15 protein-coding genes are annotated in these 13094 nt (G+C 65.3%); 7 read left to right on the top strand and 8 right to left on the bottom strand.

Features of this window, described 5'->3' with window-relative positions:
* Nucleotides 1–2: 2 nt before the first annotated feature.
* Nucleotides 3–209 carry a hypothetical protein gene (locus tag M9921_15495; GenBank protein MCO5298252.1) on the top strand — a complete coding sequence of 69 codons (207 nt, stop codon included), beginning with the start codon at nucleotides 3–5 and terminating at the stop codon, nucleotides 207–209.
* A gap of 135 nt (nucleotides 210–344) precedes the next feature.
* Nucleotides 345–1370, top strand: a complete 1026-nt coding sequence (locus tag M9921_15490; GenBank protein MCO5298251.1) for a SurA N-terminal domain-containing protein — start codon at nucleotides 345–347, stop codon at nucleotides 1368–1370.
* Here the strand turns inward: M9921_15490 and M9921_15485 are convergent.
* Entirely contained in the window at nucleotides 1367–1702 is a 336-nt protein-coding gene (locus tag M9921_15485) for a hypothetical protein (protein ID MCO5298250.1), read from the bottom strand. The genes M9921_15490 and M9921_15485 overlap by 4 nt on opposite strands.
* Before the next feature lie 65 nt (nucleotides 1703–1767).
* A complete protein-coding gene (locus M9921_15480) occupies nucleotides 1768–2493 on the bottom strand; it encodes a class I SAM-dependent methyltransferase (protein MCO5298249.1) in 726 nt (241 codons plus the stop codon).
* 128 nt (nucleotides 2494–2621) lie between these two features.
* Between M9921_15480 and M9921_15475 the strand changes: the two genes are divergently transcribed.
* The 3 genes from M9921_15475 to M9921_15465 are packed head-to-tail and all read left to right on the top strand — an operon-like array spanning nucleotide 2622 to nucleotide 5949.
* Nucleotides 2622–3140 (top strand): hypothetical protein, encoded by a 519-nt coding sequence (locus M9921_15475; GenBank protein MCO5298248.1) that lies wholly within the window; start codon nucleotides 2622–2624, stop codon nucleotides 3138–3140.
* Entirely contained in the window at nucleotides 3137–4636 is a 1500-nt protein-coding gene (locus tag M9921_15470) for a DUF1800 domain-containing protein (GenBank protein MCO5298247.1), read from the top strand. The genes M9921_15475 and M9921_15470 overlap by 4 nt, the downstream gene beginning before the upstream one ends.
* Nucleotides 4633–5949, top strand: a complete 1317-nt coding sequence (locus tag M9921_15465) for a DUF1501 domain-containing protein (GenBank protein MCO5298246.1) — start codon at nucleotides 4633–4635, stop codon at nucleotides 5947–5949. Before M9921_15470 ends, M9921_15465 begins: the two co-directional genes overlap by 4 nt.
* A gap of 39 nt (nucleotides 5950–5988) precedes the next feature.
* On the opposite strand, the gene M9921_15460 is transcribed toward M9921_15465, so the two are convergent.
* The 6 genes from M9921_15460 to M9921_15435 all read right to left on the bottom strand — a co-directional run bounded on the left by M9921_15460 (nucleotide 5989) and on the right by M9921_15435 (nucleotide 10763).
* Complete coding sequence (locus tag M9921_15460) at nucleotides 5989–6204, bottom strand: thioredoxin family protein (GenBank protein ID MCO5298245.1); 216 nt, start codon at nucleotides 6202–6204, stop codon at nucleotides 5989–5991.
* Nucleotides 6205–6231: 27 nt separating this feature from the next.
* Nucleotides 6232–6450 (bottom strand): thioredoxin family protein, encoded by a 219-nt coding sequence (locus M9921_15455; protein MCO5298244.1) that lies wholly within the window; start codon nucleotides 6448–6450, stop codon nucleotides 6232–6234.
* Between the two features lie 91 nt (nucleotides 6451–6541).
* Nucleotides 6542–7471, bottom strand: coding sequence for a fused MFS/spermidine synthase (locus M9921_15450; GenBank protein ID MCO5298243.1), 930 nt, complete (start codon nucleotides 7469–7471; stop codon nucleotides 6542–6544).
* 2 nt (nucleotides 7472–7473) lie between these two features.
* Nucleotides 7474–8079, bottom strand: coding sequence for an adenosylmethionine decarboxylase (gene speD / locus M9921_15445; protein MCO5298242.1), 606 nt, complete (start codon nucleotides 8077–8079; stop codon nucleotides 7474–7476).
* 311 nt (nucleotides 8080–8390) lie between these two features.
* Nucleotides 8391–9215 carry a PspA/IM30 family protein gene (locus tag M9921_15440; GenBank protein MCO5298241.1) on the bottom strand — a complete coding sequence of 275 codons (825 nt, stop codon included), beginning with the start codon at nucleotides 9213–9215 and terminating at the stop codon, nucleotides 8391–8393.
* Between the two features lie 324 nt (nucleotides 9216–9539).
* Nucleotides 9540–10763: a tetratricopeptide repeat protein gene (locus tag M9921_15435; GenBank protein ID MCO5298240.1), complete on the bottom strand. Its 1224-nt coding sequence runs from the start codon at nucleotides 10761–10763 to the stop codon at nucleotides 9540–9542.
* A gap of 285 nt (nucleotides 10764–11048) precedes the next feature.
* Between M9921_15435 and atpD the strand changes: the two genes are divergently transcribed.
* Complete coding sequence (gene atpD, locus M9921_15430) at nucleotides 11049–12506, top strand: F0F1 ATP synthase subunit beta (protein MCO5298239.1); 1458 nt, start codon at nucleotides 11049–11051, stop codon at nucleotides 12504–12506.
* A gap of 2 nt (nucleotides 12507–12508) precedes the next feature.
* On the top strand, nucleotides 12509–12916 hold the full coding sequence (locus M9921_15425; protein MCO5298238.1) for a F0F1 ATP synthase subunit epsilon: 408 nt from the start codon (nucleotides 12509–12511) through the stop codon (nucleotides 12914–12916).
* Nucleotides 12917–13094 lie beyond the last annotated feature (178 nt).

Genomic DNA, 13094 nt, shown 5'->3' with positions numbered 1-13094 from the left:
CGATGGGCGACATCGATCGCATCGTGCCGGCCACTCCGGCCGTGCAGCCTCCAAGCGTGGCGCGCCGCGCGGGGGACCGGCGTCGGGACGCCCGACGCGATGCACGGGACGACGTGCTCGAACTCGAGAACGTCGAAGACGAGCCCGAGGCGCTTGTTCTGGAGTCGGACGACCCCGACGACCCCCACACGCTCGATTTGGCGGTGTGACGCCCCCTACCGGGTTTTGCCCCCGGAAACCTCACCCTTGGCACGATTGTTGCTCCCAAGGCGTTAACCCATGAAAGCGGGGCCCCGGAGGGGCGAAGGTATGCTAACCCCCGCACTATTACGAGGAGCCTTAGGTTGAAGAAAACGATTTTGTTTGGTATCGCCGCATCACTAGCGGCTTTGTTCGTCGCCGGTTGCGGCCGCGGCGGCGGTGGCGAGCTTGCGGTCGTCAACGGCGAGAAGATCAGCGCCGAGGATTTCCACAAGTATCTGGAGACGAAGAACACGGTCACCGTTGTGACTCCGACCGGAGCGGTTGAGGCGCAGGTTGCTGGCAGCCTGGCGTTCCAGGCCCTCAAGGACCTTGTGGCGCGAAAGGTGCTCATCCAGCTCGCCAAAGACGAGGGTGTGGCTCCCACCGAGCAGGACGTGCTCGCGGAGCTGGAGTTCCAGAAGAAACTCAACCCCAACTTCATCAAGGAGAGAACGGCGGACGGAACGTCCATTCAGGACCTCAAGGAGGGCATCCTGGTCAGCCTGGCTCGCGAGAAACTGCTCAGCAAAGGCATCACGATCACGAAGGACGAGGTCGACAAGTACATCGCCAACAACAAGCAGATGTTCATGGACCCGGCTCTCGCCGATATGCAGTGGATCTTTGTGAAGACCGATGCGGCGAAGGCCGCGGTGGACAAGGAGCTTGCGACCGGACAGCCGTTCTTGTCCGTCGCCCAGCGCCTCAGTGAGATTCCCAACGCCCGCCAGGATCAGGCGCGCTTCCCAGAGAGAAGGATCGGCCAGCTGCCGCCGGAGCTGCAGACCCTCGTGAACAAGACGGATGAGCTGAAAGTCTCCGACTGGCTGAAGCTGACCGACGGCTGGGCGAAGTTCTACATCCAGAAGAAGACGCCTGCCAAGCCGATCAACATGGACGAGCCCCGCAAGGAGCTGGTTCGACGCCAGCTCGCCCAGCAGCGCGGCAGTCAGGCCGTCGACTTGAACAAGCGGATGTCCGACAAGATCAAGTCGAGCGAGATCAAGGTCGACGACCCGACGCTGAAAGCGCCCTGGGACAAGGCCATGGAAGAGCTGAAGAAGGCGAGCGCCGCCGACGTTCCCAAGGGGGCCGAGGCACCCGCGCCGGCCGCGGCGGGCGGCTAGTCCGCGGCCAGACCTCGGGACTCCACCGACATGAAGAGATCCAGCGCCTCGTCGAGGCGCTGGATCTCTTCGATTCTAAACTCATCGGTCTTCACGAATGCGTGGAGATCGTCCACAAGGCCGTTGAAATGGGGTGAGACCCACTCCCCCAAAGGGCCTTTGTCGGAATCGAGTTTGACCAGCGTGAGCCGGAACTGCATCTCTTTGGAAGGACTGTCGATCCACCGGAGTCCAGATCGGATCAAGTCGGGAATCGAGGTGTAGATACCTGTCACCCGCGAGGAGTTCTCGGAGAACTGCTCCGTCACCCAGTAGATCTTGCGAAACATCATCGTCGTCGCTCCAAAGCTGCGTTGGCGCGCAGCGGTTTTTTAGGGTACCGCATGGTTTCCCTTCGCTAAGAGTGATTTTCGGGCCGCCGAAGTTCGATGATTAGGACGAGCCGCACGCCGCGGAGCAGGGTGGATGCGTTCACGACCCGCTCGTAGAGCCACCCGGCCACATACGTGGGCGCGCTGATGCGAAGGTAGTCGGGCCGACCCTCGAAGTGCTCCACTTCAACCACCTCGAGGCCGGCCTCGCCCGCGATGCGCCGCACGGCCCGGGCCGAGTTGGCGCGGTAGCGGGTGGGATAGGTGTCCTCGGCCTTCCGCCCAAGACGCTCGTTGTAGAACTTGTGGAACGCGTCGGGGGTGAGGGTCGCCAGTACGGGAACGTAGTGCCATCGGTTGGGGGTCTTCGCGAGAAACAGGCCCCCGGGCTTCAGAACCCGCGCCACCTCGCGGAACACGACGACGGGGTCGTCCAGATGCTCCAGCACGTTGTCGCTGACCACGACGTCGAACGTGGCGTCGGGATAGGGGAACGTGGGACTGTCCAACAGTTTCGCTTCGTCCAGGCACGGGTTCTCCAAGACGCAAGGGTCGAGGTCGACACCGCAGATCCGGGCGGCACATCCCCGGAAGTCCATCGCGGGTCGGAATCCCCTGCCCGCGCCCAAGTCGAGCATCACCGAGTCCGGTGTGAGCCGCGAGAGAATGCGGTTCCGGAAGTGCGCGTGGATGCCCCGTTCCGAGTGGTCGGGATAGAGGCGTCGGTCGAGCGTTGAAACGAGTCGGCCCATTGGCGGCTCCATTATCCCGGATCGACGCGGGAGCTTGGCACGATTGCCAGGTCCTGGGACGTCGACAACCCTTGGCGAGTCTTCTGAGTATTGGTAGGTGGGCGCACGTCCGCGCCCCGGAGGATGAGATGGGTATTACGATTGGCGATGCATTGGCTGCGGTGGGAGGGCTTCTTGGCATCTGCGCCTCGATCTGGGCGCTCGTCGTCGGCTGCTCTCTGCTGTTCGGCCAGGCGGCCGAGCGGGCCGAGCGCGAGATCGAGCACCCTTGGCGGTCGTTCGGCGTCGGACTCCTGGTGGCCCTCACGCTGGGAGTGGTGTCGTTCGCACTGGTCGCCTCGCCGGTTCCCTTGTTGAAGCTGCTCGGGACCGTTCTCTACGTCGTGCTCCTGTTCGTCGCCTCGGTGGGCGGCGCAGGCGTCGCCGGCACCGCGGCGAGGCGCATCCGCGAAATGGACCCCGACCTCTCGCCGTTCGCCGCATTGGTGCGAGGAGCGGGCATTCTGGTGCTCTCGGGGATCTTGCCGGTCCTCGGGTGGTTTGGGATCGCCCCGATCGCGCTGCTCGTGGCCCTCGGAGCCGGAACGCTGGCGACCCTGAAGCGGGCTGCCCCGGTTCGGGCCGAGAGCGCGGAGATGTGGCAATGAATGTGACGCGCCGCGACTTCTTCGGACTCGCGGCGGCGGCCGGCGTCGCGTCGGCCGGCTGCGGTCGGGTCGCCCGGCGCCTCGCCGGGGGGCAACAGCCCGACGCCCCCCTTCCGCAGGGCGACGTGCGGCCCATCGCGCGCTTCTTGAACCGGGTCGCATTCGGAGCCGCGCCAGGCGATCCCGCGCGCGTTGCGTCCATCGGGATCTCCGCCTACGTGGACGACGCCCTGATGGCCAAAGAGTCCGAAGACCCGGCGCTCCAAGTGCGCCTGGCGAGCCTCGACGTCCTCAACCTCGACGCGCTCGAACTGAGCGATCTGAAGGAGGAGGCGGTCGTCCGCCAGCTTCAGCAAGCGGCGCTCTTGCGGGCCGTCTACGGCCGGAACCAGCTCCACGAGCGCATGGTGGACCTTTGGACCAACCACTTCAACATCTACTCGCGCAAACACTACGGCGCCTACTACATGGCGGTTGACCAGCTCAAGGTTGTGCGGGCGCATGCCTTGGGCAAGTTTCCCGATCTCGTCCGCGCGTCGGCGCACAGCCCCGCCATGCTCAACTACCTGGACAACCAGGTCAACCGAAAAGGCGTCCCCAACGAGAACTATGCGCGCGAACTCATGGAGTTGCACACCCTGGGCGTTCATGGTGGGTACACGCAGCACGATGTGCGAGAGGTGGCGCGCTGCCTGACGGGGTGGACCATCGAGACGCGGTTCCTGCATCCCAAAGGGCGCTTCCGATTCGACCCGGGCCTTCATGACAACGCAAGCCCGAAGCGCGTGCTGGGAACGACCATCCCGACGGTCAAGGACCCGGCGGCGGAGGTGGAGTGGAATGGGCAGCGCATCCCCGCGGGCCAACTGGCGGGCGAGCGCGTGCTCGACATTCTCGCCAACCATCCCGCGACCGCGCACTTCGTCGCGTCGAAGCTGTGTCGGTACTTCCTGGGCGGCGAGAAACGCGAATGGGTCGACCGCGTGGCGTCGATCTACCGGCAGACCGGGGGAGAGATCCGCTCGATGCTGCGGCCGATCCTCGCGTCGCAGGAGCTCCTCGACTCTCCACCCATCGCCAAGCGGCCTTTCGATTTCGTCGCGTCCGGCATGCGGGCCCTGGGCGCGGAGACCGACGCCGGGCCGGCGGTGCTGCAGCATCTCGACCAGATGGGCCAAGGGCTCTACGAGTGGCCGATGCCCGACGGCTATCCCGACAAGGTTTCGGCTTGGACCGGTTCGATGCTCGCGCGGTGGAACTTCGCGTTCGAGGTGGCGACCATCGGGTTGCGGGGCACACAGGTCGATTGGGCCGCCTATGGAGGCGGCGTGGATCCGAGCGACCGCGCGATCGAACGGTTCCTCGCGTCGAAGCGCTTGCCGAACCGAGGCCTCTACAAGCGCTTGAACGAACATGTGCAGGGGATGGAACCGGAGCGCGCCCTTCGGGAAACCGCAGCTCTCTGCCTCGCCTCGCCGGAGTTTCAATGGCGATGAACAAACGGTTTGACGAACGGTGGACGTGCGAAGGGGATTGGACTCCTGCGGTGAGTCGTCGGGCCCTGCTTGGCGGCGGCGCGCTTGCGGCGGTCTGGTGGGCCGCCCGCGGCACGGCGCTGGCGGACCTTTCCCTGGGAGACCAGCCGGACCCAACCGGCGACCTGCTGGTCGTCGTCTTCCTTCGGGGAGGGGCCGACGGCATGAACATGGTGGCACCGGTGGGCGCGGACGCGTACCATCGGGCACGGCCGACCTTGGCCTTGGCTCGCGCCACGGACCGCACGGCCCCGAAGGCGGACCGGGTTCTTGACCTGGACGGATTCTTCGGATTGAATCCAGCGATGGGACCGTTGCTTCCGCTCTACCGAGAGGGCCGCCTGGGTTTCGTGCACGCGTGCGGCTCGGGCGATCACACACGTTCCCACTTCGAGGCGATGGCGGCGATGGAGCGCGGCAACGAGAACATCCGGGGAGGAATTGCGAGCGGGTGGCTGGCGCGCCACCTCGATGCGAGGCCCCAAAAGGGGGCGAGCCCGCTCCGGGCCGTAGCGTTCTCCAGCGTCATGCCCGACTCGCTAAGAGGCGCGACGAGCGCAATGGCGCTCGAGTCTTTGGCCGATTTCCGGCTGAGACTCCCCGAGGGGCCTGAAAACCGCGGCGGCCGTCTTCGCCAAACGCTGACCCGCCTGTACCAGGACCAGCTCCGCGATCCGATCGTCGATGCGGGGGTCGAGACGTTCAAGCTGCTGGAGACACTGAACCGACTCGACCCGGCGCACTACAAGCCGGAGAGCGGAGCGGCGTATCCCGACTCCGAGCTCGGACGCGGGCTTCGCCAGGTGGCGTTCCTCGCCAAGGCCCGCGTGGGACTCGAGGTCGCGTTCCTCGATCGCGGCGGCTGGGACACGCATGTCGCCCAAGGGAGCAGCACGGGCTACATGGCGCTCGGCCTCACGGATGTCTCCGACTCCCTTGCCGCCTTCGCGAAGGATCTCGGGCCCGCCCTCGACCGGACCACCGTCGTGGTGATGACGGAGTTTGGGCGACGCCTTCAGGAGAACAGCGGACTCGGCACGGACCACGGCCGAGGCTCGGTCATGACGGTCCTCGGCGGCGGCACGCAGGGGGGCAGGGTGCACGCGAAGTGGCCTGGGCTCGAGCCCCACGAGCTGGACGAGGTGGGAGACCTGCGCGTCACGACCGACTACCGCGACGTGCTCGCCGAGATTTTGGACAAACGGGTGCGCTCCACGAACCTTGCGGCGGTCTTTCCGGGCCATACGCCCAAGGCTTTGGGAGTGGTCCAATAGAAAGGACCGCGCCCAGGGGCTGGGCGCGGTCCTTCGCGCTCAGAGCGCTTTGGCTTTGTCCATCTCTTGGATGAGACCCTCGGTGCCGCGGAATCCCAGGGCTCGGTGCTTGACCGTGCCGTCGGGAGCGAGGAAGATGATGTCGGGAATGCCGGACACCTCGTACTTCGAGGCGAGCTCGCCTTGCTGGTCGACGTCGATCTTCACAAGGACGAAGTCGGCGGCCTTCTCTTTGAACTTGTCGCTGGGGAACACCTCACGGGCGTACTGCTGGCACGACGGTCACCACTCGGCACTGAAATCGACGAGCACCATCTTGCCCTCTTTCTTGGCTTGGGCGAGCCCCTCGTCGAGGGATGTGCTCCATCCCGACTCGTCGGCGGGCGTCTCGGTCGTTGCGACGGGAGGCGCCGCCTCGGGCGGCGACGAGGCCGACACGCCCGCATCGGTCGCGGGTGCCGGTTCCTCCTTGGGACCGCAGCCGATGACGAAGAGAGCCATCAGGGCAAGGGGGAGTGCGCAGAGTCGTCTCACTTCACTCTTGACGTCTGAGGGCCCCCAAACGTGCCGCGCGTGCTGCGTTGCGGGCCGGTTACGCTGTCCAGACGAAGGGTTCTGCGTCCGTCAGGATCCTTGCGTGGGCCGTGGCTTCGAGCATGTAGTCCGGGAGCGCGAATACCGCGTCGTGGAAGCGCGGCGTGTAGTAGCGTGTGTGGACTCCCCGCTGGGCAAACCGCCTGGCGATCTCCTGCTCGTCGAGCGCGGCGGGGTCGTGCTTCTTGCTGGCCAGGACGAAGCCCCAAGGCATGAAGAACGTGGTGACGATGCCCCAGTAGCCGCGCACGTAGGGAAACGTCTCGCGCATGCTCTCGAGGGTCTTGATGCAGCATGCCATGCATTCGGGGTAGTTCATGTTTGCACAGCCGGCCTGCATGGCGAACACCCCGTCGTCGGCCATTGCGTCGGCGCAGATTTGGAAGTACTCCTTGGTGAACAGCATCTGCCCGGGTCCGTCTTCGTGGGGGTTGGGCAGATCGCTGAGGACAACGTCGAATCCGGCGCCCCGGTGGTCGCGCAGGTACGCCCGCGCGTCCTGGTGCAGGAGCGTCGTGCGAGGGTCCTCGAACGCGCCCTGGTGCCACTCGGGCATGTGCTCCTTGACCATGTCGACGAGCTCCTCGTCGATGTCGATCATCACGGCCTCTTCCACGGTGTTGTGGGCCAGGGCCTCCCTCAAGGTGGCTCCCTCGCCGCCGCCGCAGACCGCGACCTTGCGCGGGTGGGGGTGGAGGGCCATCGCGGGTTGGCTCATGCACTCGTGGAAGATGTGCTCGTCCATCAGCGACGTTTGGATGTTGTAGTCGAGGAAGAGCGATTTACCGAATCGCGGCACTTCGGCGATCTGGTAGGTCTGGTACTTCGTGCGACCCTCGAGAATCATCTTCTCGACCTGGAAGAACCAAGTTGCCGCCGACGTGTGCGTCTCGGCGATCGTCATGCCGGTGGCTTGGGAGAAGTGCATGCTTACTTGTGCACTTCGCTTTGCAGGCCGCGGCGGACGACGAGGAACTTGATCCGTTTGGGACGGAAGCGCCGTTCGAGCACTTCGACGGCCTTGTGCACGAGCACGGTGCCCCCGCAGTAGAAGAGGTCCACGGCCGCGTACTCGTGTTCCGGCCACGTGTGGATGGTGTAGTGAGACTCTTGGATGATGACGGCGCCGGAGACTCCCCACGGTTTGAACTCGTGGAACGACTGGGCGACGATGGTCGCCTCGCTCTGAACGGCCGCCTCGCGCATCGCGTCGCCCACCGTGCGCTCCTCTTCCAGGAGTTTGGACTCGCAACCGAACAGTTCGACGAGCAGGTGGGAACCGAGCGAGGGCTCCTCTCCCGGCTTCGTGGGCAACCCCTCCTCGTCCCGGCCAAGCCACGCGTTGAAGCTCTCGGCGTCGTCGCAGTGGATCAGCGTCCAGCCCGACTCGTGCGAGACGACGGGTTCGGCGACGGCGGCGCGCGGGCGCAGGCGTTCCAAGAGGCGTACCCACCAAGGCTGGGCCGAATCGCCCTGGCGGAGCGTGAGCGCGGCAAAGACGACGCTAAGTGAAACGAGAAGAAGAACTTGGGACAATCAAGCGAACCTCACAAAGGACCATGCGCAGACACCAGATGGGCGCTGATGCGAGAAACCACGCGAAGAGTGCGGAAACGAAGCGGGGCGCGCTTCCGGGTTGCCCTGGAGGATGAACGCGTTCCAAACCCTGTACGGATCAGGCCGCACTCCGAATACCCCAAATTGCTTCATCTCAATACTGCGACAGGATCTCTCCCTTGGCGGGCGCGCCTCTGACGAAGCCGACCGCCGCAGCCGCCTCACGGAAGCCCCGTGACGCGTGCCGAGTGTACCAGAGGGGGGGTGGGCTGTCAACCTGGTAGGGGCCGTTATTCGTCGCTGGATTGAATGCGCTTTTCGAGCTCGCTCAGTTGGGAGTCGATCTCGGAAGGCGTGGCCACGTCGGGTTGCGCTTCGGTCGAGGGAACCGGCGCGTCGCCCTCGCTGACTTGGACCGTTTCGGGGATTTCGGGCGCGGCCGTCTGGGGCGTTTCGCGCATGCCGAGCCGCTCCTCGAGCTTCTGAAGCTGCTCTTCGGCCTCGTAGTCGAGGGCCTGATCCTCCATCGCGATCACTTTGCCCTGAATGCTGCTCGCCATCATCTCCTGACGGGCGGCCGCCTCGCTTTGGGCGTCGCGGATGCGGTCCGCGGCGGCCCCGAACGACTCGAGCTGGTTCTCGAAGGTCAGCCCCTCGAGGGCCTTCGAGATCGAGTTCTGGATCTGGGCCTGTTTCCACTGCGCTTTCATCGCCAGCGCTTCCGCGGTCTTCTTGCGCGTCTCTTCCTCTTGGCGCTTGATCGCGAGTTTGACGGCCTCGACGGCTTGCGTCGCTTGGACGAGCGAACCCTGCAGCGTGCCGAGGGTGGCGTCCACGTTGGCCTTCTCACGGATGAACTGCCGAGCGAGGTCGCGGTTTCCTTGGCGGAGCGCCATCGTGGCCTGGGACTCCAACTGCTCGGATTTCTTGGTCGCTTCGTCGACCATCATCTGGAGACGGTTCTTCTGGGTGATCGCCTGGACGGCCTTCTCCCGATTCGAGTTCAGCGTCTGTTGCATGTCCCGCTTGGCCTGGTCGAGCATCATCTCGGGATCCTCGAGCTTGTCCATGCCGCGGTTAAACAGGGCTTTCAGCCAGCGAAAAAATCGTCCCATCCATCCTCTCCGAGACCCCTTCAGGAGTCAACGGGCATTATACACTTGGGTCCCGGATTCGTGGCCAAACGTCATGGACGGCGTGTTTTCGGGTCTCGTTTGCGTCCGGGCGACTTGCGGCGTTCGGACGATGCCATCGCGTCGCACGGAACGAACGTCGTCGCGCGAATGCGGTTGGCCGCCCTCACGTCTTCGTGGCAGCTGAGGCGCCGATCTCGAAAGCGTTCGCGTTGCATAAGTCATAGCCTAAAGCAATGAAAGAGCAAGAAACCGCATTCGTTAAAAGATTGCGACAAAATCCGCAATAACCGGGGTGCTCGCCCGCTATTCGAGGGCGAAGGCCACGGCGTCGGCCAGCGCGAGCTCGTTCCCGTGCGTCCAGGCGTCGTCGTACTGCTCCTCGCCCAGGATCTCTCGGACCTCCTCGACCGTCTGCATCAAAGGGGCGAGTTCGATCGCGGCGATCTGGACTTGGGCCGCGCTCCGGGCGGATTCGGCGGCGCCGAACAGGATGGCCGCTCGACGATAGCGGCCGATGGTCGCTTCCAACCCGGAAAGCAGTTTGAAACAGACGGCGAGGCCCCGGTGGTCCTTCAAGTGTTTGAAGGTACGGATCGACTCCGCGAGCTCGGCGCGCGCGCGAGCCATCTCACCGTTTCGCATCGCCAGATCCGCGAGCGTAAACCCGACCATCGCGCGGCTCCAAGGATCGTCGAGTTGGTTGTACATCGTCTCGGCCTCGGCCAGAAGCGGGGCGGCTTCCCGTTCGCGGTTCTGAGCGATGAGCACCGCCGAGAGATTCACAAGGCTGTTGGCGAGTCGCCCATCCTGGCCGAGTTGGCGCCAAAGCGCAATCGCTCCGCTCAGGGACTTTCGAGCTTCGTCGAGATCCCCCTCGTCCCGGAACGTGATGCCCAAGTTGCTCAGCACCGCGGCTTCGGCCGCGGGCTCGCCCAAGGCCCAGGCAAGCTCGAGCGCCAAGAGCAGGACGCGCCGGCCTTCGGAAGACGATCCCACGGCGGTGTGGAGCATGCCGGCGGCGTTGAGGCCGTCGAGTCGGAGCGGATCGGGCGCGTCTCCGAACGCGTCGAGCGATCGGGTCGTCCACTCGAGGCCCTCGGTCGCCATGTCCCGCTTGAACCAGAGCGCGAAGCTTGCCACCGAGATGCCGAGGGCCCAATCGGCCTCACCGTGCTCGAGGGACCAGCGGATGGCTTGGCGCAGATTGGGCACCTCGTGTTCGAAGCGATCGAGCCATCGTTGCTGGTGCCGGCCGCTGAAGTGGGGACGTGCCCGACGGCAGAATCCATCGTAGTACGCCGCGTGGCGGCGCCCCAGCGAATCCGACGGGTTGCCGCGGGGCCCGTTGAGCCGCCAACGGGCGGGGCGCGCGTGGGCGACCAAGGTCACCCGGCCGCGCGTCTGGAGTTCCTCGAGAACGGATGCGACGTGCGGGCGGGCAACACCCCATCCGCCACAGACGACGCGTGCCGCCCCAGCCTCGAATGAGCCTTCGAAGACCCCCAACCGTTCGTCCAAGAGACGCAACGCGCGATCGAACTCCCCTCGGTCGTGATGCAGCAGTAATCCTCCCCAAAAGTACAGACGGCATCAGGGGTCTTTCTGTTTAGCGAGGACCGACTATTGCGGTAAGAACCGCACTTTTCAACCTATTCGAACGTTGTTGCGATTGGGGATTTTTCGCCCGCCGCGCGCTGGTTCAGCTTGGCGCGTGGTGGGTATAATCGCCCAAGTCGCCCGCGTCGGGCGTGCCTTTTCACACGTTTGGAGGAACCGTTTCGTATGCCTGGTGTTGGCACCGTTATACAAGTTATGGGCCCGGTCGTCGACTGCAGATTTCCGACCGACAGCCTGCCGGAGATCTACAACGCGCTCGTCATCAAGGACGACGCCCGCGGCGTGGACCTGACCTGCGAAGTCGCCCAGCATTTGGGCGACGACATCGTACGCACCGTCGCGCTCAAGTCGACGGACGGTTTGGTGCGCGGCATGCAGGCGCAGGACACGGGCGGCCCGATCCAGGTGCCGGTCGGCGAGGCCACGTTGGGCCGCGTGTTCAACCTGCTCGGCCAGCCGATCGACGTGCTGACCGAGGGCGAGCACGCAGATGCTCCCGAAGTTCGCGAAGCCAAGGCCAAAGCCCTTGCCGAAGCGCCGAGATTGCCGATCCATCGGCAGCCCCCCAGCTACGAGGAGCAGTCCACCAAGGTCGAGCTTCTCCAAACGGGTCTGAAGGTCGTCGACCTGCTGATCCCGTTCAACAAGGGCGGCAAGATCGGCCTGTTCGGCGGCGCGGGTTTGGGCAAGACGGTTTTGATCCAGGAGCTGATCCGCAACATCGCGGTGGAGGCTTCCGGCGTGTCGATGTTCGCCGGCGTCGGCGAGCGCACCCGCGAAGGCAACGACCTCTGGCTCGAGATGAAGGAGACCAAGTTCACCGACAAGGACGGCACGGTGAAGGCGGTCATCGACAAGACGGCCATGGTCTTCGGCCAGATGAACGAGCCGCCGGGAGCGCGCCTTCGCGTGGCCCTGACGGCCCTCACGATGGCCGAGTATTTCCGCGACGTGGTGGGCAGCGACGTGTTGATCTTTGTGGACAACGTCTTCCGGTTCGTGCAGGCTGGTTCCGAGGTGTCCGCGCTTCTGGGCCGTATGCCCAGCGCCGTGGGCTACCAGCCGACGCTGGCCACGGAGATGGGCGCGCTCCAGGAGCGCATCACCTCGACCAACAAGGGCTCGGTCACCTCGGTGCAGGCCGTGTACGTTCCTGCGGACGACCCGACGGACCCCGCGCCGGCCACGACGTTCGCCCACCTCGACGCGTACGTGTACCTCGAGCGCGCGATTGCCTCGAAGGGCCTCTACCCGGCGGTGGACCCGCTCGCCTCCACGTCGAAGAACCTCGACCCGCGCATCGTGGGCCAGGATCACTACGACGTGGCGCGCCGGGTGCAGCAGACGCTGCAGCGCTACCGCGAGCTGCAGGACATCATCGCGATTCTCGGTATCGACGAGCTTTCGGACGATGACAAGATGCTGGTGGCCCGCGCCCGCAAAATCGAGCGCTTCCTATCCCAGCCGAACTTCGTCGCCGAGCAGTTCACCGGCAACTCGGGCCGCTACGTCACGATCGAAGAGACCGTGGCCGCGTTCAAAGAGCTGGTGGACGGCAACCTCGACGACGTGCCGGAGCAGGCGTTCCTCTACTGCGGCGGCCTCGAGGACGTCCACGAGAAGGCGAAGAAGCTTCAGGCGGTCGGAACCTAGGGATGGCGAACGCGTTCACGCTCTCGATCGTCGCTCCGGACCGGTCCGTGGTGGAGACCGACGTCACCACCCTCATCGCTCCGGGCGCGCAGGGCTATTTCGGCGTGCTCCATGGGCACCTGCCCATGGTGGCCGCGCTGAAAGCCGGGCTCATCGAGTATGAGGACATGCAGGGCCAGCGCCACACCGTGGCCGTCAGCGGCGGGTTCGCCGAGGTGACCGGTGCGAAGGTGACGATCCTGGCCGACGCCGCCGAGCGCGCGAGCGAGATCGACCTCGCGCGCGCCGAGCACGCGCTGGAGGAAGCCCGCAAAGCCCTCCGCGGCGAGAGTTCGGGGACGACGTCCCGAGAGGCGCGCCAAGAGCTGGAACGCGCGATGAACCGGATTCGCGCCGCCAAGGGCGGTTAGCCCCTCACGGCGCGTGGCGGGAATGCCCTTGGGTGCCACGCCCGCTTGGCGGGCGTGCCGAGACATCAGTTGCGAACATGAACGCACGCCCGTCCAGCGGGCGTGGCAGTGCGCGCGAGAGCGCGCGCAACCAGCGAGGTGGAAGTCCTCGTCCGCTCTGCGCAACGGAGCGGTAGTC

The sequence above is a fragment of the Fimbriimonadaceae bacterium genome (assembly GCA_023957775.1).
Classification (GTDB): domain Bacteria; phylum Armatimonadota; class Fimbriimonadia; order Fimbriimonadales; family Fimbriimonadaceae; genus JAMLGR01.
Note: the sequence above shows the minus strand (reverse complement) of the source record. Positions and strands in the feature narration are given on the sequence as shown.